15 protein-coding genes are annotated in these 23,630 nt (G+C 52.6%); 8 read left to right on the top strand and 7 right to left on the bottom strand.

Annotation, left to right across the window (positions count from 1 at the left end; all coding sequences use genetic code 11):
• Positions 1–153 precede the first annotated feature (153 nt).
• Positions 154–978 carry a hypothetical protein gene (locus tag RDV48_27370; GenBank protein MDQ7826553.1) on the top strand — a complete coding sequence of 275 codons (825 nt, stop codon included), beginning with the start codon at positions 154–156 and terminating at the stop codon, positions 976–978.
• A gap of 14 nt (positions 979–992) precedes the next feature.
• On the opposite strand, the gene RDV48_27365 is transcribed toward RDV48_27370, so the two are convergent.
• The gene (locus RDV48_27365) at positions 993–2,588 is read right to left on the bottom strand and encodes a hypothetical protein (protein MDQ7826552.1); all 1,596 of its coding nucleotides are present in this window, start codon (positions 2,586–2,588) and stop codon (positions 993–995) included.
• Positions 2,589–3,235: 647 nt separating this feature from the next.
• On the opposite strand from RDV48_27365, the gene RDV48_27360 reads away from it, so the two are divergent.
• Together RDV48_27360 and RDV48_27355 are read left to right on the top strand one after the other, a co-directional pair.
• Entirely contained in the window at positions 3,236–5,389 is a 2,154-nt protein-coding gene (locus tag RDV48_27360) for a M15 family metallopeptidase (protein MDQ7826551.1), read from the top strand.
• A 321-nt stretch (positions 5,390–5,710) separates the two neighbouring features.
• Positions 5,711–6,238, top strand: a complete 528-nt coding sequence (locus tag RDV48_27355; protein MDQ7826550.1) for a hypothetical protein — start codon at positions 5,711–5,713, stop codon at positions 6,236–6,238.
• Between the two features lie 126 nt (positions 6,239–6,364).
• Here the strand turns inward: RDV48_27355 and RDV48_27350 are convergent, their stop codons facing one another.
• The 3 genes from RDV48_27350 to RDV48_27340 all read right to left on the bottom strand — a co-directional run bounded on the left by RDV48_27350 (position 6,365) and on the right by RDV48_27340 (position 8,379).
• Entirely contained in the window at positions 6,365–7,588 is a 1,224-nt protein-coding gene (locus RDV48_27350) for a hypothetical protein (GenBank protein MDQ7826549.1), read from the bottom strand.
• A 67-nt stretch (positions 7,589–7,655) separates the two neighbouring features.
• A complete protein-coding gene (locus RDV48_27345; GenBank protein MDQ7826548.1) occupies positions 7,656–7,787 on the bottom strand; it encodes a hypothetical protein in 132 nt (43 codons plus the stop codon).
• A gap of 223 nt (positions 7,788–8,010) precedes the next feature.
• Positions 8,011–8,379: a hypothetical protein gene (locus RDV48_27340; protein MDQ7826547.1), complete on the bottom strand. Its 369-nt coding sequence runs from the start codon at positions 8,377–8,379 to the stop codon at positions 8,011–8,013.
• A 247-nt stretch (positions 8,380–8,626) separates the two neighbouring features.
• Between RDV48_27340 and RDV48_27335 the strand changes: the two genes are divergently transcribed.
• The 3 genes from RDV48_27335 (at position 8,627) to RDV48_27325 (ending at position 14,369) form a co-directional block, all read left to right on the top strand.
• Positions 8,627–9,997, top strand: coding sequence for a hypothetical protein (locus RDV48_27335; GenBank protein ID MDQ7826546.1), 1,371 nt, complete (start codon positions 8,627–8,629; stop codon positions 9,995–9,997).
• Between the two features lie 329 nt (positions 9,998–10,326).
• Positions 10,327–12,453 carry a calcium-binding protein gene (locus RDV48_27330; protein MDQ7826545.1) on the top strand — a complete coding sequence of 709 codons (2,127 nt, stop codon included), beginning with the start codon at positions 10,327–10,329 and terminating at the stop codon, positions 12,451–12,453.
• Positions 12,454–12,470: 17 nt separating this feature from the next.
• Complete coding sequence (locus RDV48_27325; GenBank protein ID MDQ7826544.1) at positions 12,471–14,369, top strand: hypothetical protein; 1,899 nt, start codon at positions 12,471–12,473, stop codon at positions 14,367–14,369.
• 113 nt (positions 14,370–14,482) lie between these two features.
• On the opposite strand, the gene RDV48_27320 is transcribed toward RDV48_27325, so the two are convergent.
• From RDV48_27320 to RDV48_27310, 3 genes are all read right to left on the bottom strand, one after another.
• Positions 14,483–17,167: a hypothetical protein gene (locus tag RDV48_27320; GenBank protein ID MDQ7826543.1), complete on the bottom strand. Its 2,685-nt coding sequence runs from the start codon at positions 17,165–17,167 to the stop codon at positions 14,483–14,485.
• Positions 17,168–17,243: 76 nt separating this feature from the next.
• Positions 17,244–19,208, bottom strand: a complete 1,965-nt coding sequence (locus RDV48_27315) for a protein kinase (protein ID MDQ7826542.1) — start codon at positions 19,206–19,208, stop codon at positions 17,244–17,246.
• Positions 19,209–19,237: 29 nt separating this feature from the next.
• Positions 19,238–21,274, bottom strand: a complete 2,037-nt coding sequence (locus tag RDV48_27310) for a protein kinase (GenBank protein ID MDQ7826541.1) — start codon at positions 21,272–21,274, stop codon at positions 19,238–19,240.
• 228 nt (positions 21,275–21,502) lie between these two features.
• Here RDV48_27310 and RDV48_27305 point away from each other — a divergent pair, with 228 nt between their 5' ends.
• Entirely contained in the window at positions 21,503–23,005 is a 1,503-nt protein-coding gene (locus RDV48_27305; protein MDQ7826540.1) for a transglutaminase-like domain-containing protein, read from the top strand.
• A 158-nt stretch (positions 23,006–23,163) separates the two neighbouring features.
• Entirely contained in the window at positions 23,164–23,574 is a 411-nt protein-coding gene (locus RDV48_27300; GenBank protein MDQ7826539.1) for a DUF2177 family protein, read from the top strand.
• The last annotated feature ends 56 nt before the right edge of the window (positions 23,575–23,630 follow it).

Here is a 23,630-nt window from a genome sequence, read left to right as displayed (position 1 = left end):
AGTAGGCGCTTGGAGCAAAGCTGACAGATTGCATTTCATTGTGCAGGGGTCTCAGCGGTGAGAGCACCGGGGAACTGGATCTCCTGAGCCTCCTGTGCTATAATGTAGTTATTCATGACGAGCAACCGGGATCACACTCCCCGGGGAGGATTGATGGAGATAAAGAGCGGTGCTTCAATTCCGGCGACCGTTCGTGGGAAGGCGGAAATGCCTTCCGGAGCAGGTCAGGCGGAAACGCCTGCCAAGACTGGGCACAATGGCGCGCAGCTTCCCGCAAAAGATACCTTGAGCCTTGGGGAAGAGAGCCTGGATTTCTCCCTGTTCAAGCCCTCCATGGTCTACCTCAGGAGCCGTTTCGATCCCATCTACCGGAAGATAAACAGGGACTCAGGCTCTTACGTGAAGGAGGCCATAGAGCAGGTGACTCCCTTGAACCTTGGCGCCGAGCTTGTCTCCACGGGGACTCTCATCGCTTCCTGTGCCGCGGCTTCTCTGGCGCCCGTTCCCGTGCTCATAGACGGCGGCAAAGGGATATACAACCTGGTGAGGGGAATGCGCAGGGGTAACAGGAAACAGGAGACCGAGGGCCTTCTGGGAATCGCCAAGGGGCTTGCCGTTGCGGGCATAGTCATCGGCGGTATGCTGCCTGGCGGGGTTACGGCCGCCATTGTGGCAAAGACCGCCCTTGCTGCGGCGGGATCCCTTTATGGCTATGTTCCCGCGTTCCGCTCATTTGTGAACAGCAGCTGGGATAAAGTCAATAAAGCTGTTCCTGAAAAGCTCAAGGTCAGGGAATCAGCGTCTCACCCGGGGAAGACCCGGCGCAAAAAAAGGGGCAGGCTCAGGCGCGCCCTGCGCAAAGGCACCTATAAGGCTTTTGATGCCATGGAGAATAACCCGGCAGTCAGAAAGGCTGATGAGCTCATCAACCGGGCGGCGAATTCGCTTGCGAAGAAGCTCCGCAAGAAGACGCCATAAAGCCTCGAGGGCTTCTAGCCGAAGAACACCTTTTCAAACTGCCCGGCCCATGATTTCCAGTGGGTAGGCGCCGACCAGAACCTCAGCCTCCCGTTTTCCAGGTCCGTTGATCCCCCGTAATTATAAACCTTGTCAGGCGTCACTTTGCCCTGCCCATTGGTGATATCACGGTAGCCGTTTTTCGCGTAGCTTGCCAGCTCGTTCTGATGGCCCTGGACGTAGCCCATCTTCCCCGACGTATTGTGGATGAAGGAGAAGCGCACCTGGGGGAAGTTTTTCATGGCCTCCTTGAAGTTCTTCTTCATCTGGGGGATGTCACGGCAGAGGGAGTCGCCGTCATGAATGCCCCTCAGGTGGTTATCAACGAACTCCTTCACGTTGGGATCTGAGCCGTACTTCTGGTTGATGGTCTCCATGAGGGAGTTGTTCACCCTTCCTCCCCCTGAGAGGCTGAACTGCTCAAATTTCACGTCATTATTGCCGGTGAGCTTTTCAAGGTGGCGGAAGGCATTGATGACGGCCTCTCCGTTTTTCCCGCCGGCAAAGGTCCCCTGCTGGGTGGTAGGGCTTATGGGGTAGGCCACTATGGCCCCCGTTCCCGGAGGGAGCTTGCCGGCCATTGCCTGCCTGTCGCTTTTGGTGGAATTGAAGTAGTCCGAGTTCCCGTCGCCATGGTTTACAAAGTAAATGTTTTTGATGTTGTCAGGATTGCCGATGACGCCTATGCGGAACTCCTTGAAGGCTCCCTCCGTGCCGGGGATTTTGATTTTGTCGCCGTCCTTGTAGGGAAGAGGCTTCGGGTTATTGTTCACCGGCGAGGGAGAGGGATTTATGGTGTTGTTCGGGGGCGTTGGAGAAGGAGCAACATTGTTGTTCGGGGGTAATGGAGAAGGGCTGACGTTATTGTTCGGAGGCGGCTGCGGGGTGGCTCCGCCGTTCATCTTCTGCATCATCTGCATCATCTGCTGCATGCTCTGTGTCATCTGCTGCATCGTCTGCATCATCTGCTGCATCTGCTGGGCTGCCTGGCCGCTCCCGGAAGGAGGAGTGGTATTCTGGGAATTATTGGTAGTGGTGTTGTTCGCCTGGCTCCCGCTGGAGTTCATGCCGTTCTGAAGCTTGTTCATCTGGGTCATCATGGTGAGCATGCCTGACATTGCCTGCGTCATTGAATTCATGAACCCTGTCATCTGGGACATCTGCTGACCCATCTGCTGCTGCGGCGTCATTGCGCCTGCCTGCTGGCGCTCCTGCGGAGAATCCTTTGCTGCCGACTGAACGGTCTCCTGGTCTCCTCTTACCGGTGCCTCCCTCGCGGGGGGAGCACCTGCCGATTGTCTCGCGCCCTTATTATCGTCCCTTTTCCCCTGCACGGCGCTACTCCAGGCTGATTGAAAAGGGGAGAGCGGGCGGGAGTCTCTCTCTTTTCTCGCTTCTCCTTTTTCCGCCTCACGGGAAAGATGTTGAAGATCCTGCGGTCTGGACGATGGGGGATCTTTGATTTCATCGGGCTTTGTGTCCACTGCGGCCCTTGAAGAAGGAGAGCCTGCGCGGGCGGTGCTCTGAGCAGAGTAAGTTTCCTGTGACGAGCTATTTCTTATTCCATCCATAGAAGCCTCCTGGCTGAATTCAAAATATACCCGGATATGCGGATAATAATCCTTTGAGAGTAGTATCACTGATCGCTATGAAATAAATATGAAAAAAAGGGATTCCATGTGAAAAATTTGTAAATTTTTTAGAACTCGTCAGCCTATCTCGGTATCACGGCATATTATTAATTTTCTGAGGGATCTTTATCGGGCTCACCCCAATTTTCATGCAACAGTATGCAATGGTCCTCCGGTGGATCCTCCACAGCTTGGCTCCATTCCTGGAGTGCATCTGGGCTCGCCGGCCTCTTTTGCCACAACTCGCCCTTTTGGGCTCAGACAGTGGCAAAAGGATCGGCCGACTTGCGCCCGATGCTCTCGCCATGAATTCCGCAGGCTGCTCCGGATTCCACCGGAGAGCCCCTTCAAGTGGCTGAAGAATACATGAAAATATGCCCTTCCTGCGCATCTGCATCTTTATGGGAGTGCACCCCCTTTATCGGGCTCACCCGATCTTTAACATTATCTCAACAGAACTTTAACATAGGCAACAATAAGTTTACATGGAAAGGCTTTATAGATAGCTGCTGATGATTGATAATTATATTATATGCGAATTATCCGGCATTTGCCGCGCTCTATGAAGCTGAGAGCCTGGAGGCACCGTGAGCGAAGAGAACGATTATGTGGAGAGCGTTGACAGCATAGGGTCAAGGGGAAGCAGCCCCGACACCTCCCAGGGATATTACCCGAATACCGGGGGAATCAGTGGGGGCGGCGCTTCAGAGACCAGCGGGACCAGGGATTCTGCCCCGTCAAAGGAAGTGCAGGGCGTTTCTTCTCCTTCCGGGACTCGTGAAATAGATACTCCGGCGCAGCAGGAGTCAAGGCAGGCCGATAAGACGGAGTTCTCGCGTGAAACGAAGGAAGTGCAGAACGGCGCAGCCCAGTCCACATCATCGTCCGATGCTCTTAAGGCCTTTGCGGAAAACTACAGGAACGGCGGGCAGGCAGAAAGCGGGAGCGCAGCAACAGGAAAGACCGGTACAGGCGCGGCCGCAGAGGCCGTCAATGGAGACTCCGGCAGCAGGAAAAACACCTCCGAGATGAGCAAGGAAGAAAAGGAACAGAGAAACAAGATAAACCGCTCTCTTGAGGGGAGCGGCGAATACAGGAAGAGTGTTGAAGGGCTTGGCGATGATGAGAAGGAGCATGCCGGCCAGGCTGCATACCAGGCCTACACAAAAGCGAAGGAAGAAGGAAGCGCCGATTACAGCGCCCTGAAAACGGCAAAAGAAGCGGGCCTCGAGAAGGCAAAGGAAATCAAGGGCGACAGGCAGAGGGCCGACGCAATGGAGCGCCTGACCCCCGAAGAGCGGCAGAAAGTCGATACGGCAAGGGCCAGGGCCGAGATGGCAAAGAAGGTTGAGGGTGACCCGTCGGCCGGTGAGCTCAAGAAAGCCGGCGACAGGGCCGCTGACGGGCAGCTCCGCACCATAGGGCAGGGGAAAGAGCTCGAAGAGGCCATGGCAAAGCTTCCCGAGGAGAAGCAGAAAGCCTTGAAGGCTGAAATGGACAAGGCTTACACTGCTGCCGCGTCCCAGGGGAAGGATAACCTCCAGGTGGAAAAGGAAGCGCTGGACCGCGGGAAAATCGTGGAAAAGCTCGATAAATCCCGCGCTGTCGGCCAGGACATGCAGAAACTCAACGAACAGGAACGCGGTTTTGTGAACCAGGCGGCCCATGACGCATACAAGGCATCGCTTGAACAGGGCGGCGACGAGAAGAAGGCTATGCAGAAAGCCGAAGAGGCTGCGCGGCAGAGCACGCGCTCCCTCAGAAATGAAAATTCCGCCCTGCAGGATCTTCAGCGCTCCGTCGAGGGCGGGAGCGCCATGAAGCAGCAGCTTGAAGGCATGAGTGACAAGGAGAAGGCATCTTTCCACGGAAAGGCCGACGAAGCCTTCAGGAAGGCGAAGGCTGAAGGCAAGGGCGATTACGAGGCGAAAAAGGCAGGGAAAGAGGCGGCTCTTGCCAGGGCAAAGGAGATCGAGGAGAACCACAAGAGGAATGAGGCGGTGGATAAGCTCGATGAGCCCTCGCGGGAAAGAGTCCGCACTTCCATGGACAAAGCATCACAGAAAGCGGCCCTGTCCGGGGCAGGCGACGAGGAGAAGGAGCGGGCTTCCGGTGCCGCAGCCGACAAGGAATTAGCCCGGATAAAAAACGAGAAGTTTGTCAACGACTCCAGAAGCAGGATGAAGGAGGAGGAGCGGGCAGGGCTCGAGGCCCTGGAGAAGGAGGCATACAATAAGGCCATCGCAGAGGGGAAAAGCCCCGAAGAAGCGAGGGATGCCTCAACGGAAGCTGCCATGAAGAAAGTCGATCCCTCCCAGAGCCTTCCTCCCCTTGAAGTTCCGAAGGGCTACAGCCAGATATCGAAGGTCTTCGGCGAGGCCGGCACCGGTCAGTGCACCACGAAGATGCCTGCAGGCCCCGGCGGCAAAGAGATTGACGTGACATGCCACAGCAAGATAGCCGAGAGGATGAAGGCTGCCTTCCAGGAGATCAAGGACAGGGGCATGTCGGATCTTATAAAATCCTTCGACGGCGCCTACAATTACCGTGAGATGACGAGCGGACAGAACCTGAGCACCCACTCGTGGGGCGTTGCCTTTGACGTGAACGCCGCCTCCAACGGTTACGGCCAGTCCCGGAGAACGGAAGACCAGCGGCAGCTCGCGGAGGTATTCCAGCGCTATGGCTTCTTCAACCTGCCCAACGACTGGATGCACTTCCAGTATACCCAGGGATACTGAGGTCAAGGGATTTCCCCCCTCACCGACTTTCAAGGCGCCTCAGACGGGGCTGCGCAGGATCCTTACGGTGCCGTTCTATCCCTGAATCTTTGTTACGTTTCTGTCACAAATATCAAAAACCATATGATAGAAGTCATCCGACGGCAATGGCGCAAGCAAGTGTCTCTGTCGCTGAGGTATTTCATATTTGTGCGCTCTTTATGCTTGAATAGTTTTTATTTTATTCACCCCTGTAACTGCTCTGTAAGAAATCTGTGAGAGGTCTGTAAGTGCTGCCTGGTATAATGCTCTCAGACAATCAAATTTAAGGAGGAACAGAAAATGGCAGACCTTCACATTCAACCGGCAACATCCTACACGGGGGCTTACGGCGGGTCGGGAACATACGCGGGCTTCGCGGGAATCAACAGCAGCGGTACCGCTGGCGCCAAGGGCGGCGTAGCGCAGGGAACAGGGCCCAACGGCGGCAGCTTTGCCGGAGGCGGGGCAGCAGCGGTAGGCCCGAACGGCGCGGCGGCAGCGGGGAAATTTTATGGTGTAAGCGCCAATGGCAATGCAATCTCAGCCCAGGGCTCCATCGGTGCTAACCAGAGCGGCGCGGCAGGCAAGGGCTACGTCGGCGTTGACAGCGCCAACATCTATGGTGGCGCCGGCGGGCAGTTCGCCTATGATGCCGCCACGGGTAATCTTGATGCCTGTGGAGAAGCCAAATGGTGCAATAAGTCAACAGGCGAGTATCATGAGGCAGCAGCCTACGCGGACCTTACCAAGGGCCAGGGAGGCACCATTTATACCGAAAAAGACGGGGTAGCAAAGACCTACACCGTGCCGCCCCGTCCCACGGCATAGCATGTCACGTCAATAGCCATGGAAAAGGAGGCGTCTTTACAAGGCGCCTCCTTTTTAGACTGGTGATATGTTGAAATTACCGTTGGATTCACCGGAAGGCCGTTCCTCGCAGGTATTGTCACAGAGCTAAAATTGAAGATTCTTTTCAAAAAAATCCTGGAATTCTCTCTGGTGCTCCCTGTAGTGTTCTGCAGGGGCCACCGTGACAAGCACATAAAAAGTCTCTCTGTCGTTTACGATATAAGTGATATTTTCACATTGCAGGTATGCCCCGTCAAGAGATAGTCCTGTGACCTTCATATTGAAACCGTACTCAAACCCTCTGTTGTATTTGATGTATCTGGCCTTTTGAATTCTTGTTCTTTCCACCAGGCTGTCCACCTTCATCCGCGGGTTGGTGGTCATGATCTTCTCAACGGCCCTGGCCACTTCATGCCATATCACTACATTATCATCAGGATCAATGTCCTGGGTGGTAAGACTGATGTTGGCTTCCACCATGACTATCAGTAACCGGAGGGAGGACCGCTCCCCCTCAGGATCGATTTTTGCGAATACCTTCTCCGAATCCCTGTAGAGAGTGAGGGGGGGCTTGACAAGTAAATAGTCCCTGGGGATTTTAATCTCATAATTCCTGTCATTAGTATACTGATAGAGCTGCCGCGCGGGAATTGAGTCAATTTGCCTGATGCCTGAAGGCTTCTGGCCGAATATCTGGGCAAGCACCTCTTCCATGCTTTTCTTTTTCACGGACTCGGGCTGTGAGGCGGGGGGTGCAGGCACGACTGCCAGGGGATTATTATCACCCGGGATTACGGCCCGCGGCTTTCCCGTAGCCCGGGGAACAGGCCCGCCGGGAAGTGAAGGCGCTGCTGAATGAGTCTTGGGAGGCCCTGCGGGAGCTTCCGCCTCCTTTTCGGCGGCTTTTTCTCCCCTGGGGCCACCAAGGGCGGCCCTGAGCTCAGCTATTGACTGATACCGCTTTTCGGGCTCCTGATCGAGGCATTTCATCAGTATTTTGTCGAAAGACTCCGAGAGCTTTGGATTGATGGCCCTGGGAGACTCAAACTCAAAGAGCTGCCCGGAAAAGCTATTGCCGTTTGTCGCCAGATAATGAAGCGTCGCGCCAAGAGTATAAATATCGGAGCGCTCGTCAGTCTGTCTCCCTCCGAAGTGCTCGGGAGACGCAGTAAGCGCCGATCCCATGGGCTCCGTATCTTCAGGCTTGTTCGTCTTGTAAATTCTCGCGATGCCGAAATCCACGAGACGAAGGCGGCCCTGAGTGTCCTTGATGATGCCGGAGTGGTTCAACTGTTCAAGTATGAGCTTTTCCTGGGAGAGGGAGACCATTCTGCGGGGATCGCCGGTCTCACCTCCTTGATGAAGTATGCCTTACCTAGATATTCAGCCTTGTAGGCTATGTACATCCCGCCCACGGTGAGGTACTTCGCCTTGTATTTTCCCTGAGCACCGTTTCTTCAGGGAGCACCAGCACAGGGAGGCCGTCTTTCCCCTTTTTCCCGCCGGGCGCTTCCACACGGAATCCCATAAATCCACCTGCCTGATATTCTTAATTAAATTATAAAACAGCCCTCCCGCCCGGGAACGAGGCCTGAAAACACCTGAGGCACAAGCCTTCATATATATAAAATAATATCACACTGATTAAAAATTCGTAAAGACGGGCAGGATGAGTTATCCTATGGCGTTTTTTCTTTGGTTACGGGCAAATCAGTCTGGCACGGCCTGAATAATTACGAAACCGAAATATCTTACTCATTGCTCTCCTCCACGGAGAGCACGCGCTTCAAGCCTCCCGCGCCGGGAATGAAGAACAGGGGATATACCTTCTCCCCGGGCTTCATGGCGCCAAGTTTCTGCTGGCTCGTGTTGTAGAGCTTCCCGTCGTCGGTGAGGAGCACGCACTTCGCCATGACATTTTTCGCCGTTTCAGAGCCATTGTTGGTCACTTCCGCCGATACTCTTATACCGTCCGGGTCTGTGGAGTAGCTTATTTCCACGATGACAAGCCGCACCTTGCTTTCCGGCGCCGGTGCCGTCTGGGCGTGAGCCGCGGCAGGCATAAAAGCTGTTACGCCAAGAAGAATGATTAAGAAAAAAAGTAAAAGCGACAGCCTCATGAGACCTCCTTCATGTTCTTTCAGTATAATGATAGCGCTATGCCCCCGGCCTGTCAATAGAAGTGAGGTAAGTGCCTGAGGCTCCCCCGTTCAGAGGTACTCCTTTTTTAGACCTGTTGATATATTGAAATTACAGGCGGATTCACCGATAATAGAAATGAGGGATTGTACTGTATTTTACATATAATTTTCTGTGCTTATGATATAGTGGAGAAAGAAAGGGATATGATAAAGGAGGGGCACTGCGATGAAAGGCAACAGGAAAAGGCAGAGAGGGCTCTCATTGGTGGTGACTCTTCTGGTGCTGGTCATCATGACGGTCATCGTTTTTGCCATCGGGTCCCGGGCGATTGTCAACCTTAACTTCACCACCACGGAGAAGTACAGGACAATGGCTTTCTATGCCGCCGAGGCAGGGCTCAGCAATGCGCTCCTCAACTACAAGAAAGGCCAGTCGGGATGGGATAGCGGCATAGGGAGCGCCGCCTCGCCGGTAAACCTTTTTAACGGAGCCTCTTACTATGTGCAGGTGACAAGGAACGAAACGCAGCAGGACATGACAGCGCCCAACGGCACCATAGTGAAGCCCGGGCAGATACACTTCCTGGGGACGGGGAACTGGCAGAACAAGGTGGCGCAGCAGCAGGTGGCCATCGTGGTGAAGGTGAACCAGGGCGGAGCCTTTGATTATGCCATCGCCACGGCGGGAGACGTGGCATTCAACGCGAATACCACCATCACAGGAAACATAAAAACAAGCGGGTCGATTACCAACAACGCGGTGCTCAGCGTGAAACCTTATAACGGCGAGGGAAGAGTCCTTGTGACGGGGCAGATAGACAACGGCACGCCCCATGGCAGCAGCGGCAAGTGGGTGCACAGCAATCCTGACGGAACTCCCAACGCGTTGAATGACGTGAGGGCCAGGGCAGGCATTACCGCCCCGACAAAAGTTGACGGATGGGACTATCTCGGCAACCCCGACAGCACCGACGACACCCTCGCTTTCATAAACGACGGCTCTCTTGCACCGACGTCGATCCCGGGAAGGGAAAGCCTTCCCAACCCCGATATGACGGAGCTCCTTGCATCCTGCAGGACTATCACGACAAACAACTACAGCGGCAGCCTCACATTCAACTATGACGGCGAAGTAGTCTATTTCCCCAACAGCAGCGGCGACCCCGAGGGAATAGGCGGGATACAGATCACCTCCCTCACGGGGAAGGGCACCATAGTGGTGGGGAGCTACGGCAAGCCGGGGAAGCTGAACTTCAGCACGGGGGGCGCGGGCACTGATAACGTGAACCTTATAGCCGTCGATGGCGGAACCAACTCAAACTGGGCGGGCAGCGGCACCGTGGGAGGCGCCAAGATATACAACCGCAACAACACCATAATAAACGGCCTTGTCTATGCCCATGGCACGATAAAAACCAATGCCCACCTCGAAGTGAACGGCTCCGTCATCTCCTATAACACCGGGGGCGTGGAGCAGAATGGCGCCAATTCAACCTTCAACCTTGCTCCGCTTGCCGTGCAGTGCCCGGGCTTCGAGGCCTGGATCGGCGGGAGCACCTATGGAGAAGTGGTTATAATCTCGTGGCAGAAAATGTGATGTTTTCCCGTGCCATAGGTGAGAATGACGGGGAAAACACGTCTACCGGCCATAATTCAGCCTCAATTCACCGCGTGAAGCTTCATCGCCGATTCATAGCGCCGGTTTCTTCCTGCGACGGCACGAGCTTCACGCCGGAGTGATACTCGAAAAGCAACAGGCTCATTTGTCACAATTTATTAATATTTGTAACAATTTATTAACACCAGCAACAATTTATTAACATATTATTAACATCGTGTTTACAATATTGTTTTATATTGATAAGACTTTTTGATTATCATGAGAATGCAGGGAAAACAAAAAATACCGTGGGGAGGAATTCACCAATGTTGAGTTATCAGACACAGTTTCAGACAAATATGTTTAATGCCCTGGGTGCATATTCTGGTGGCGGGTTCGATGCCACCCTCCAGATCTATCTCTTCCAATTCAATATGATTAATTCTTTGCTCGGAGATCAGCAATCCGGCGGTTATAACAGCAGTTATGGCAGTTTCAATCCCTTTGACTCTTCGGGGAGCCTCAATGGCATGAAGAACACGTATTTAAACGGGTATGGAGAATATCCGGTCTTCAACAATGAGCGCCCTCAGGAACAGACGGTGTTCAACGGAAACTACAGAACGTATAACTTCTCTTACCGCCAGAGCCCCATCAACACCCAGGTAAACGGAGATTTTACCGAAATTATGGGGACCATCGGCGATGACAGGGTAAAACAAAATGGAGATTTTGGCACTATATTTTCCGGAGAGGGGAATGATGAGGTAAAATATAATGGCAAATATTCAATAATCAATACAGGGCGGGGCAAAGATGACCTTGATTACAATGGATACAATTCCAGGATTGACATGGGAAGCGGCAATGACAACGTCAAAGCAGTCGGAGATTATAACTCCCATGATATGGGAAGCGGCAATGACACGATAGACAGTCTGGGTTCGAATAACAGGATTTACGGCGGCCTGGGAGATGACAAGATCACCAACAGAGGAGGAAATACCACCATAAGAGGCGGCAGCGGCAACGATACTGTCCAAAACAGCGGTTATTCAAATAATGATATAAGGACAGGTGGTGGGGATGATACCGTCACAGGCTGGGGATCGACCAGCAATATCGGCCTGGGAAGCGGCAATGACAAAATGAGCTGGAGCGGCACCGGCAATATCATAAAAGCCGGCACAGGCGATGACAGTGTGACACTCTTCGGCTCTTCAAACAAGGTGGATCTCGGAGCAGGCAATGATGCACTTGCCTTCACAGGTTTTACCAATGCTAAATCTGCTGACAGTATATTCAATGGCGGGGAGGGCAGTGACACTTTCAATATCAACTCGAAGAACCCCGAAAACCTTTCACTGTATAGAGATGACAGCGGAAAGCTCTATCTGAAAGATTCAACCACTGGAAACAAGGCGGAGCTGCATGGTTTTGAAAAGATAACCATGAATGGAAAGGAAATGACAGTCCCGCAGGGAACCAGGCCTTCTTCCGCACCTGCAATTGAATTTGAAGAGGGAAAGGGCGCAAAGGGCTCAGACAAGCCCGTAGAGATTCCACAGTATTATACGGTCGATGGTAATAACAAAAGCGGGAGCGGCTCTGAAGGAGGAGACAAGTTCCAGGTGAACGGCAATGACAACTATGTTGACTCAAGAGGCGGCGATGACGATCTGAGAGTCAACGGTGATAGAAATTATGCCGTCACAGGAAGTGGCAACGACAAGCTTGCACAGAATGGCGACTCAAACACAGATATCCTTGGAGCGGGGAATGACAGTGCAGAGGTGATTGGAGACGCGAACCTTGTGAAAGGCGGGGAGGGCAGCGATAACGTAAAGGTGACCGGAGGCAACAATACTCTGAGAGGCGATGAGGGCAATGATACCCTCTACTCAAAGGGAGACGGGAATACCCATGACGGCGGTGTGGGCAATGATTCCATAACAGCCTATGGAGCCAGGACACGAATTGAGGGCGGAGAGGGAAATGACACCGTATATTCCAATGGAAGCAACGCAAAGATTAATGGGGGAACAGGAAACGACTCGATTTCAGCAGTGAACACCAGTGGAAGTACTGTAGATGGCGGCACCGGCAGCGATTCGATTACCATCTCCGGTCATGGAAATGAGGGCTATGGCGGCCAAGGGAATGATAAGCTCACTGTCTCAGGCCAGAATAAAATTTATGGCGGAGAGGGAAATGACACCGTGCAGGTGAATATGGGATCTCGATCCAATAAGATTGGCTATGTGAGCGGAGGAGCCGGAAACGATACCGTTAATTTCACCTCACAGAAAGATACCAACATTCACTTCAGCCGCAATCAGGATGGAGTTTTGCTCGCAGAAGATATCGTGACAGGAAACAAGTATCAGATAGGGAATGATATGGAACACATTTCGGTAAACGGGAAGCTGGTATCGATCAGCGCAATAGCATAGAAGGAATGAACAACCTTATGATTCTGCCCTGTCCGTTCGTTCTGCTGCTTGACAGGGGATATGATATCCTGAACGGTTTTGCAGAGTGGGATGGCTTACATGAAGCCATCCCGCATGTGAGGGCGCTTATGGAGCAAGAGCGCTCTCATATTACTTATTATGCACACTTTGCATTGTATTTTCCTGTTGTCAGAGAGATTTGTGATTCCCTCGAGAGCACACTCAATGAGCTCGGGGGAATCTTGCAGAGCCTGGAACATGACAGAGGTCTGTTATCTTCAATGCTTTCCGCTTTTGAAGAGAATGCCGTTACCCTTGTCTCACTTCAGCACGCTCTGGAGAGAGCTTTTAACGAGATTCCGCGCAACCCTCCCGTGCCGACCATATGTGATGCGATATTTACGCTTTCCTGTTTTCTCCGGGGAGAAGTGCAATATGATATTCTCCCTTACTGGCTTTCCGGTCTGGGTGAATTAAGAAAACGCCTGGCGATGGATCTCGCCCCGATAAGGCTTAGAGCAGAGGGAAAAGAGAAATTGAGAGAAAGATTGGAAGAAGTAGTTGCTCTGCTGAGAGAAAGTGAAGATATTTTCTCCCGGTGTGAAAGAGAAAAAAAGGTGCCGGATATAGAGCAGCTTACCGCAATTCTCGGAAAAACGGGTGAACAGCTTTCCCTCATCCTGCCTGAAATGGAGGACAGCTCTTCCCTTTCCTTCAAAGATCTGAAAAGCAGATATGGAGACACTCTCTCTCTTTTGATTACCCGTTATCGAGAGGGAAGCAATGTCATAAATGACATCAGAGATTACATTGTTTACCTGAAAGAGATCGAAGAAAAAAGAATAGAATCTCTGGAAAAGGAGAAGAATTACTGGTATCTCTCTTCAAACAGGCAGGAGGAATTCTTCTCGGATATGGCACAGTGCTGCAGAAATAAGACTCATCTGCTGGAAGCCATGCACCTCCACCTTCACGATCCTCTTGAAGTTTCCCGCCTCTTCTCTCAGTATTCTGCCTTATCAGGAGCAGAAAGAGACAGGCTGGGTGAATTGAAGAGAGAGCTGGAAGAAGACATATCTTTAGAAAACGCTCCCTATTTCAAGAATTTATCCAATGTGATGAAGAGTGTTTTTCAATGCAGGCTTCCCCTTCATCATCTTGCCACTCATCTCGCGCATGCACTCAGGATGCAGGAAGACCTTAAAACAGCCCTCATTGACTGCAGAGTGCTTCAGAATGAAAGCAGTGATGAGGTGGATGCACTTCTTCAGGCCGTGAGGCTCCAGGAGGAGGGAGCAGGAAAGATAAAGGAGTTCCTGCAAAGAAGAGAAAGGGACCTCCTCATAGAGGGGAAAAACCTTATGATTCAAGGAATTAAAATGATCAAAATCATGGATCCGGCTGATGACATCAGTGATTCGGCTCTTACTCCAATTAATTCCATGCTGAAGAAATTCAGTGTGATTTCTGATGACCCGAAATGCCTTATTGATATTAAAGAGGATCAGGACCATTCAAGGATGCCTGCTGTCGAAAAAAAGATAGTGAGGGAAAATATCCGGAAATTGAAGCAGGCATTGACAATGGGAGAGTGTAATGAAATCAGCGGCGAAGAAGAGAAGAAGGTGTTTTCAGAGTTTCTTCAGAGATTGACTTCACTGCAGAACCAGATGGAAGATCAGGTCACCCCTCAAGTAAAATCATTCACCGATACCGAGCTGGAAAAAACCTGCATAATATTAAGAGAGGTAATCGCAAAGTTTCGGATTATCACTGAAGAGATAGTGCGGCTTCTTGAAGAAGGGGCTGTTCCTCCGGCACACCACTACTGCGGCAGAATAGAAGAAATTGCACAGCCTCTTGATGAGCTGCAGCAGGTAATTTCGGAGATCCTGGCAGAAAAGCAGAGAACATAGCGCATCTACCACCTCCATTTCGCATTGTATACAGGTACGATAAAAAAAGGGTGCGCATTATCCGCATATGGCGAAGTGATGGAATTCTGAAACTCCCGTGATTCCCTTCATGGCTACAGGTTTTCTTTTGTCTCCGAAATGGCTCCTCTGTCCACGTAGGAAATTATTGACCAGCTGAGGCGCGCGTTGCTTTTCGCCTTATTGAAGCAGGCGGTGGAAAAGAATGGTGCCGACCTGTTCTTCAGGTTGGTGTCATAGCTCATTTTCTGCCAGTGATAGCCCATGCAGTAGGCTCCAGAATCTCCCGCGTCAGCCTCCACATCGGCAAATCTTGAGATTATGCATCCCGTGAACCTGAATATGCCTCCCTGGTAGAGCGTTGAATAGTTATCCGTGGTGTCCTCAAGCTGGATCGCCCCGTAGTTGAAATCCCACACGATCTGTTTTCTGGCCTGGTCGCTTACGGCAAGCCACCTGTCCACGTAATACTGTCCATTCTGCTCGACAAGCCAGGCAGGGCGCGTCCCCCCGTTGGCGGCCTTGATGGCCTGGCCGCTCTCAAAAGAGATGGGCGCCTTACGGTATGAATCAGCGTTCACAATGCCCGAGGGCAGAGAAGTGGGCATGGTTGCAGGCTTCTGATAAGGGTTGTGGTTTACATTGAAGAAGTCCATGGTCATGCTGTGGTTTTTTGAGCCGATGGTGGCAGTCACCTCAAGAGTCTGCTTCTGTGTCTTGGAGGGATCGTCGAAGTCTGCAGAGCCGGGGGTCATGTATTCGCTGTCAGTGGTATTGGGGTGCTTGAAATCGTTGAGGTACACATGATTTTTCGCAAGGAGCCCCAGCGAAGGCGCAGGCATATCTTTGCGATAGGTGATATCGCCGATTATCGAGAGGTTCCCTTCAGCCTGCTCATTGACAGTGCTGTCGTAAGGAGGGTAGCGGAACTTGTACCGCGTGGGGTTGGCCGTATAGGCGTCATATTCTGCCTTGCTCATATTCAAGGCAGGCCTCTGGGCGGCATCAACCTCAGTCGAGGGGAGAGCATTCACCATCTCGGTGTGTGTCTGGCCGTCCTGTGTCCATTTCCGCTCCTTATAGCACTGGTAGAGATATTTCCCTGTGACAGTGTCATAGACATTACAGGTAGTGAGCCTGCTGTCGAAAATGTTGTTGGCGCTGTAATAGTCGGGAGCATAAATAGCCTGAGCCTCCCTGCTCGAATTGGAGTCGGCTATTATTGAAAGCGGTGAGGTGAGATGCCCCTTGCCCGGTTCACCATTGGCGTTCTCGGCGGAGTTGGGATTCTCGCCGAGAACCTGCACGTTTCCTCCCTTGACATAGATCATGTTCTTGAATCCGGGAGTATCGCTGAAAAAGGTCTTTGAGGTCCCGGCCACCGGCGCGAGCTCCCCTGTAGCCGAGTCTCTCAGGTACTGCTGGACGGTGTATTGGGTTCTTTCCGGGTTCCCGTTCACATCGATAATTGGTTTTACGGTGATTCTGTAGGTGGGAGGCTCTATCTGGCTGCCGGCAGTGTGAAAGTCAGGTCGCAGGGCACTGTCCGGTACGTCGATGAACCATCCATTGGAGGCGCCGTCGTCCTGCTGCGCAAGGTTGTAAAAGAAGCCGTTCTGCGCATTGCCTGAGCCGTCAACATACCCCATCTTCTCCGTGCCGCCTGCGGTCTTCCAGATATGCTCATGGATGTTCATCGAGGAAGAGCCTGTTTCATAAGGATCCTTGGTATTCTTGAATATCTCGCCAGACAGAAAGTTTCCGCTTCCGTCGGTCATTCCTGAATTGAACTGGATCCCCACGGCACTCGAAGGGGTCGATGATTTGCCTGATTTCTGCGCGATGGCCTTTCCGTAGAACTTGGGCCATATATCGGAATTGCCTGCTGAGGTGCTTGAGAGCAGATCAAGGTTGATGCTGCCGCTGAAATCAGCTGAGTTGGCCACCCAGCCCGTTGACGCGTTAAAAGTGGCGGTTTGCTGAGGCTTGGCCCATCCCGCCTGCTCGGGGCCGTCTATCTTGATGGCACCGTCCCAGGTGAAGTCTTCGCATACGAATACGGCGTCATCGGTGCATTCCTGCTGGTTCGGGTAATGGTATCCTCCGCCGATGTCATAGGAGCGGATGTTCTGGTAGATCGATCCGGGGAACTCATTGCTTACGCGGGCAAGGACTTCCCGCGAGGAGACTATATACTGGGGATATGAAGCGGGATCCTTGTCCTTCTGGCTCATGATCCTGGCTTTCACTATGATGCGGTAGTTCACGTTATAAGTGTAGGCAGCCTCGCCGCTTACCATCACGCTCCCCTCTGCTTCAGGGACTACAAGGATTCTCCAGTGGCTGTGAAGACCGCTGGAAGCGAAACCGAGGTCGCTCATATCTGTTGAGGATGTGGCAATTACCATGGCATTGGCATTTGTTTTATAAGGGGCTACGTTGAACTCCGGGTCGCTGCTTGCAGATTCCACCGTGATGCTGGGCATGAAAGAACCGCTGGGGGGAGTGGTGGCGGTCGTGATGCTTTTCAGGACATTGATATTGGTTGCGCTGTCAAGGCTCCAGTTTCCGGGATCACCCATATGATAAAGGGCAAAATCAACAGCGGCATTTGCCAGGCTCACCGCCACCGCTTCCTTTTCATAGCCCGCCGCTGCCCTGCTGTTGGTAAAAGAGATGCCAATATAGGTGACGCCCATCGTGAGGATGGCAAAGATGGTAAACAGGGCAATAACAAGCGCGATGCCTTTTTCATTCGCTGTTCGGTGACGGACTTTCATCCTCTTCACCCTTTCTGATGGTCTTACTTATATTTTTCCATAAAATCCTCTTATTTTCAAGCCTCTTCAAGCCTCTTCATTGCCGGAGGGACTGGCAGAAAAGGGAGAAATCTCTTGCATAATACTTATAGATATCGGGAGAAGCGCTCGAGGAGAGAATGTACATCTTCTGGCCGTCATCGCTTATAAAGGCAAGCTGCTCGCATTTCACGCTTTCACTGCTGTTAAGAGGGGTATAATGAAATGAATAGGCATAGCCCGTCCTTTTCCCGCTTCTCACGGGGGTAAAAGCCAGATTCTCCGCGCACTGCGATCGGAGCCCGTCAAGGTAAATGGAATATATCACTGATGGGCTCACATCAACGGGAACTACCAGAACTGTCAGCTGAAGAAGCCGCAAGGTTTTTCCGTCACAGGTGCTGTCAAGGGCCGCAAAACATGACTCCTCAACAATCCTCTCCCTCAGGCGCGGGTCTTCCTTGAAGAATTTCACACCGCCGAGTATCTGCAGATATCCTTTTGGCACCTGGAGTGATGCATAATACCTGCCCGGACTTGCAAGCTCGATGGCCGGTCCCTGTGCTATTCCCCGGGGAGCCTGAATATCGCCCTCCTTTACCTTAAGGATCTGTGAGATAATCTCAGCGGCTTTTCTCTCGTCGTTGCCTGAAGGCGCTCCCTGCTGAGCTGGCGAGGGTGGGAGTCCAGGAGTCTCCTCCCGGTGAGTCACCGGGCTTTCACCGGCGATCTTCACCGGGGCTCCCGTGGGATAGGAGAAAGGCATAAGAGGCGGGGCATTGTTTCCACCAGGAAGATCCGGCGGCTGTGGCGCGGAATTGCCGGAGGAGGCAGTCGGCTCAGGGTTTGCAGCACTTTCATGGGCATAGGATACGGGGGGATAAGAGGGAGAACCAGGCACTTCTCCTATGGCGGTCCTCTGGAGGGGAGATTGGACAGGGGGAGAAGATTCAGGCCCCGGCCCAGTGCTCTTCATGGGAAGAGGGGTGTACTGGACCACAAAGTCTTCTGAGTGGCCTTGAGAAGACACCGCAGCCCTGTGACTGCTTCTTGAGCCCTTATATATGAAGATTCCTGCCAGAACAAGCAGGAAAATGCCCGCGAGGAGCATGAATAATGGAACAGAAGCCAGTCTTTTACGCTCAGGTGATATGGCTGCAGCTTCTTCTTCTTCAGAGCCCCTTCCTGAAGACCTGGCCAGGGCGCCTTCCTTCCGTGGCCCGAGGTGGGCCATCCTCATCTCTCTCACCGATTGAAAGCGCTGGAGCTTGTCAGGATGGGTGGCTTTTTCGATGACTTTCTCAAGATTCTCTGAGACATCGGGGTTCACGGAGCGCACGGGGAGGAGCACCCCGTCTCTTCGGCCCCTCTCATATCCATTGGTGAGAAGGAAGTGAAGGGTGGCGCCGAGGTTGAATACATCAGACCTTGCATCTCTGCCTGTCCCTGTTGTGTGCTCCGGTGAGCATAAAATGGCCCTCCTGGATCTGTTCCCGTCATCATCTGGTGCTCCTGTGGTGCCGAAATCGACGATCCTGAGCTTGCCTTCCCGGTCTTTTATTATGTTCCGCGGCTTTATGTCCCTGTAGAATACCGGGGGGTTGAGGCCATGGAGGTATTCAAAGATGTCGTAAAGCTGCGAGGCGAACTCTTCAGCATCCTTTTCCTGGGTGAATCCCGGGGCTCCCGGTGCAACAAGCAGGTCCAGGCTCTCTCCCCTCACAAGCTCCGTGACAAGGTAACAGAAGCCCTCCTCCTCAAAGAAATCAAATGCTTTTACAATTGCGGGGTGACTGACCCTGCTCAGGATAAAATGCTCCTGCGTGAGTGAGAAGAGCAACTGGCTCTCCCTGGTGTCAACTTCTTTTATGTGGTAGAAGGTGTTCCCTTTTTCCGCCTTGTAGGAGACTCCCCTGGATCCTGCGCCCAGGTAGTGGACCTTATATACTCCGTGAAGGTGGGAACCCTCGGGAAGCACCGTTCTTTCTGATTTGTCAGAATCAGGCGCCGGCACACGCTTCATAAGCTCCGCTCCTTTTAATACGGTAAATATTATTTTACCGAAGGATAATTCCTGAAAAATTCCCTGAATTCATCCTGGTAATAACTGTAACGTTCTGGCAGGGCGCATGCGGTAAGGGAATAAATTGATTTCCTGTCACGGATGGCATAGATTATCTCCTCACAATGAAAGGTGGTACCTTCTAAAAAATTCTCTCTGACCCTCATGTTGAAGCTGTATTCAAGGCCTGCTTTGTTTTCAATGTAATTACTCTGCGGTTCAATGCTGTCCACCTCAATATCCTTGTTTTTTGAAATGATATCTCTGAAAGCACTGTCCAGACTTTGCCATTCGATAAACCCAGTGGCACCACTATGGTAATTAGCATGGCTGTAAAGAATCAGGTAACGCAGAGTCGATTCACCCCTTATCGGGTCAATCTTTGCAAAAACTTTTTCTGTGGAGCTGTAGATCATTTTTTTAGGAGTGAAATTTAAATAATCCCGGGGAATATTTATCTCATAAGAATAATCAGCGGTGCCAGAATTTATCTCCCGGGCTTTCACTGAGTCGACGCGCCTGAATCCGGAGGGCTGTATCTTAAAAATCTGGCCGAGGAGCTCTTCCCTGCTTTTTGGAGCCGTGTGGGCAGGCTGAGAGGCAGGCGTGGAGAGCGCCGTGGTCTGGGGATTATTATTGCCCGGGTCCATGGGGCGGGGCTTTCTTGTCGCCCGGGGGACTGTCTCGCCGGGAAGATAGGGCGCCGTGGGGAGGGTGGCGGGGGGGGCTGAAGAAGAAGGAGCGGCTCTCTCCGGGGAAGGGGTAACAGAAGAGAGGGGTGGTGCCGCAGCCCCGGGAGAGGCAGAGGGATCGGCCGCCCCGGGTTCAGGAATGGAAGGGGCTTCCTGAGCCGAGAGTCCTTCCTGGACCGGATTTTCTCTCACTGCCAGAGGCGGCGGCTCTTTGAGGCCCCTGTCGTCAAGCAGGGTCAGGGAGGCCAGGGGGAGCGTTCCCAAGGCAGCAGGCTGCCGCGGCGCCGAGGCTTTGATAAGCATGATCCCTGTGAAAGCGACCAGAAAGACCGCAAGCGCAAGGGTAATATAAGATTTATAGGGATAGAGAGACCTGAGATAATATTTTTTCACTCTTTGAAGCGTATCTGAGAGTGAAAAACGCGCCGCTGAAAGAGTCTTAAGAGCCTCTGCGGGAGCGGGATCCGTCTTTTTCTCCTCAGCAGCTGCTTTTTCGCCTCTGGGGCCCCCAAGAGCGGCTCTGAGCTCGGCAATTGACTGGTACCGCTTATCAGGATCAAGCTCCAGGCATTTCATGATTATCCTGTCAAAAGACTCTGAGAGCTTGGGATTGAGAGATCGCGGAGGCTCGAACTCAAAGAGCTGCCCAGAGAAGCCCTTGCCGTTTGTCGCCAGATAATGGAGCGTCGCGCCGAGAGTGTAGATATCGGAGCGCTCATCAGTCTGTTTTGCCCCAAAATGCTCAGGCGAGGCAGTGAGCGCGGAGCCCATGAACTCCGTATCTTCAGCCTTGTTTATCTTGTAAATCCGGGCTATGCCGAAATCCACGAGGCGAAGGCGGCCCCGGGTATCCTTGATGATGTTCTGGGGCTTGAGATCTCGGTAGATTATGGGCGGGGTGAGCTTGTGGAGGTATTCAAAGATGTCGCAGAGCTGGAGGGCCCACTCGATAATCACCTTTTCCTGGAGAAATATCCCTGCCATGGGAGATATGAGCTTCTCAAGGCTCTGGCCTTCCACGAACTCCATGACCAGGTAATAGAAGCCGTCTTCTTCAAAAAAATCAAAGACCTTGATGATGCCGGGGTGGTTCAGTTGATCAAGAATAAGCTTTTCCTGGGAGAGGGAGACCATTCTCCTGGGATCGCCGGTCTCAACCTCCTTGATGAAGTATACATTTCCTTCATATTCAGCCTTGTAGGCTATGCACATCCCGCCCACGGTGAGATACTTCGCCTTGTATTTTCCCCTGAGCACTGTCTCTTCAGGGAGCACCAGCATGGGGAGGCCGTCCTTCCCTTTTTTCCCGCCGGGCGCTTCCACGCGGAATCCCATGAGCCGCCATCCTTTTCGAGTAATGCTCTTGCCGGAAATACATGTAAAGGTCCAAATCATGGCCCTTCAATGCTATATCAATACAATCAGCAGTTTGTAAAGCCCTGCCTGCAGTCAGCATGAAAAAGAGTCTCTTCCTGCCGCGCTGTCGAATAGTACACAGTGGGGACTGACGGGTTTTAGAATCAATCTGTCCCCGTCACTTCGAATCGAAAAGGAGATCCTTCAATGAAAAAATTTCCTGTGTGTGCCCTCTTCTTTCTCATCACCCTCTTTCTCCCGGCCTTTGCCGCGGAAAAGAAAGCGGCCGATCCCGCCGCTCTTGTGAAGCAGGCCCATGAATCCCGCGAAAAGCTCTTTTACACCAGGGCCGTTGAGCTCCTCGACGAGGCCAGGAAGCTCTACAGGGCGCAGAACAATGTGACGCAGTTCACCGCCCTGTCGCGGGAGATCACCGATCTTCAGAAGGTGATTGTGGAATATGACTCCACTGAGGCCGATCTGGTGAGAAAGTGCGAAAAAGAGAAAATCCCTCTCAGCGCAGCGGAGATCAAAAGCCTCGTCGCGGCTGACAAGCTTGAATATATGACCTTCGACGGCGGGAAAAAGTATTTCAGGGACTGCCTGAAAAACGCCTTCTTCAGGGACCCTGCGCTGGGGATGAGGCTCAAGGCGATGAGGGAGTCCGGGAAGAAGTTTCTCGCCGCATACAATCCCTATATATTCAATGAATACAACGACGCCGGCGTGCAGTGGTTCTCGCCCTATTATGCCTCCAAGGTCTTCCTGGGAGAAGGGGAGGTCAAGCTTAAGAAAAAGCACTTTCCCGAAAAGGGCGTCCTGAGGCTCTGGATTCCCCTTCCCGTCACGACGGGCTCCCAGACCGACGTGGCACTGCTGCGCGTCTCCCACCCTGAGTATGTGAAAGCTGTTTCTGATGCCGACGCCGAAATGGGGTGCCTTTACCTTGAAGTCCCCCTTCCCCTGAAAAAGAAGGAAATGAAAATCGAGGTTCACTACCGCTTTACCGGCCGCGCCGTCAGGTCAGCGGTGAGCCCCGACCTGGTGGGCACCTACGACAAGGATTCCTCTCTTTACCGTCATTATACGAAGAGCGAAGGCAACTGCACGGTGACTCCCGAGATCAAGGCCATGGCGGAAAAAGTGGCGGCAGGCGAGCAGAATCCTTACCTGGCGGCGCGGAAGCTTTATGACTATGTGGTGGACAACGTGAAGTACAGCTTTATGCCCCATCTCTCCCTTGATGCCCTCAAAAAGCCTGAATCGGTCTATGTCTTTGAGCATAAGTATGGCGACTGCGGCGGCCAGAGCATCCTTTTTGCCGCCCTGTGCCGCTCCCTGGGTATCCCGGCCAGGTGCCTCGGCGGCATGCAGCTCTGCCCCGGCCAGACCTCATACCATTTCTGGGCCCAGGTCTTTATCCCCTCATACGGATGGATTCCCGTCGATACCTCCGTAGCCCAGGGGGTCATGGAGGCCGGCGGCATGTCGGAAAGCCAGAAGCAGAGGATCAAGGACTTTTTCTTCGGGAGCATCGACCCTTACCGCTTCTATATACAGAAGGAGACCGACCTCCCCCTCAGCCCGGCGAAAGGCTCGCCCCGGATCCTCACTATGGCCTTCCAGCTTGCTGAAGGTGAGTGCGCTGAGAGCGAGCTGGACCCTCTCTTTTTTATGGAGTATGAGGCGGAATTTCAAGAAGTGCGGTAAAACGGGGACTCCTTTCCCAAGAGGCGGCACGGACCGGGGGACGATGATTCCCGCACCCCTGCCGAAAACCTGCCGAAACAGGAGTTTTCCGCCTCCACCCATAATAGTATGGAAGGACATACTTAAAAACACTATATAAAAAAGCAAGAGCGCTTCACATGATAAAAACATATCTTCTGACGCTGGTTTTTCTCCTGGTCCTCGATTACGTCTGGCTTGGGCTCATCATGAACAGGTTTTACGCCCGGCAGCTCGGAGGCCTCGGAAGAACAGAGGGTGGAAATTTCAAGCCCGTCATCTGGGCGGCATGCATGGTCTATCTGCTGATTCCACTGGGTATCGTAGTATTTGTGCTTCCGGGAGTGGACCGGGGCAGCCTGGTCCTCTCTTCGGCGGGAAGAGGCGCCCTTTTCGGGCTCGTGCTCTATGGCGTCTATGATTTCACCAACTACAGCCTGTTAAAGGATTACCCGAAAACCATGACCTTTGCGGATATCCTCTGGGGGACCTTCCTGTGCTCAGTGACCTCCGTTTTTTCAGCTTATGCAGGCTTCACGCTCTTCTCCTAGCGGAAGGCTCGGACAAGCGGGGGTATTTGAATCGGAAACTATCTCATGTCCAGGAT

This window comes from Candidatus Eremiobacterota bacterium, from assembly GCA_031082125.1.
Taxonomy (GTDB): domain Bacteria; phylum Vulcanimicrobiota; class CADAWZ01; order CADAWZ01; family Ess09-12; genus Ess09-12.
Note: the sequence above shows the minus strand (reverse complement) of the source record. Positions and strands in the feature narration are given on the sequence as shown.

Bases quoted from the DNA above. Each gene is read 5' to 3' on its own strand.
- RDV48_27350 (MDQ7826549.1), bottom strand. From the start codon at position 7,588: ATGGTCTCCCTCTCCCAGGAAAAGCTCATACTTGAACAGTTGAACCAC.
- RDV48_27365 (MDQ7826552.1), bottom strand. From the start codon at position 2,588: ATGGATGGAATAAGAAATAGCTCGTCACAGGAAACTTACTCTGCTCAG.
- RDV48_27310 (MDQ7826541.1), bottom strand. From the start codon at position 21,274: ATGGGATTCCGCGTGGAAGCGCCCGGCGGGAAAAAAGGGAAGGACGGC.
- RDV48_27340 (MDQ7826547.1), bottom strand. From the start codon at position 8,379: ATGAGGCTGTCGCTTTTACTTTTTTTCTTAATCATTCTTCTTGGCGTA.
- RDV48_27370 (MDQ7826553.1), top strand. From the start codon at position 154: ATGGAGATAAAGAGCGGTGCTTCAATTCCGGCGACCGTTCGTGGGAAG.
- RDV48_27315 (MDQ7826542.1), bottom strand. From the start codon at position 19,208: ATGAAGCGTGTGCCGGCGCCTGATTCTGACAAATCAGAAAGAACGGTG.
- RDV48_27305 (MDQ7826540.1), top strand. From the start codon at position 21,503: ATGAAAAAATTTCCTGTGTGTGCCCTCTTCTTTCTCATCACCCTCTTT.
- RDV48_27355 (MDQ7826550.1), top strand. From the start codon at position 5,711: ATGGCAGACCTTCACATTCAACCGGCAACATCCTACACGGGGGCTTAC.
- RDV48_27345 (MDQ7826548.1), bottom strand. From the start codon at position 7,787: ATGGGATTCCGTGTGGAAGCGCCCGGCGGGAAAAAGGGGAAAGACGGC.
- RDV48_27335 (MDQ7826546.1), top strand. From the start codon at position 8,627: ATGAAAGGCAACAGGAAAAGGCAGAGAGGGCTCTCATTGGTGGTGACT.
- RDV48_27325 (MDQ7826544.1), top strand. From the start codon at position 12,471: ATGATTCTGCCCTGTCCGTTCGTTCTGCTGCTTGACAGGGGATATGAT.
- RDV48_27330 (MDQ7826545.1), top strand. From the start codon at position 10,327: ATGTTGAGTTATCAGACACAGTTTCAGACAAATATGTTTAATGCCCTG.
- RDV48_27300 (MDQ7826539.1), top strand. From the start codon at position 23,164: ATGATAAAAACATATCTTCTGACGCTGGTTTTTCTCCTGGTCCTCGAT.
- RDV48_27320 (MDQ7826543.1), bottom strand. From the start codon at position 17,167: ATGAAAGTCCGTCACCGAACAGCGAATGAAAAAGGCATCGCGCTTGTT.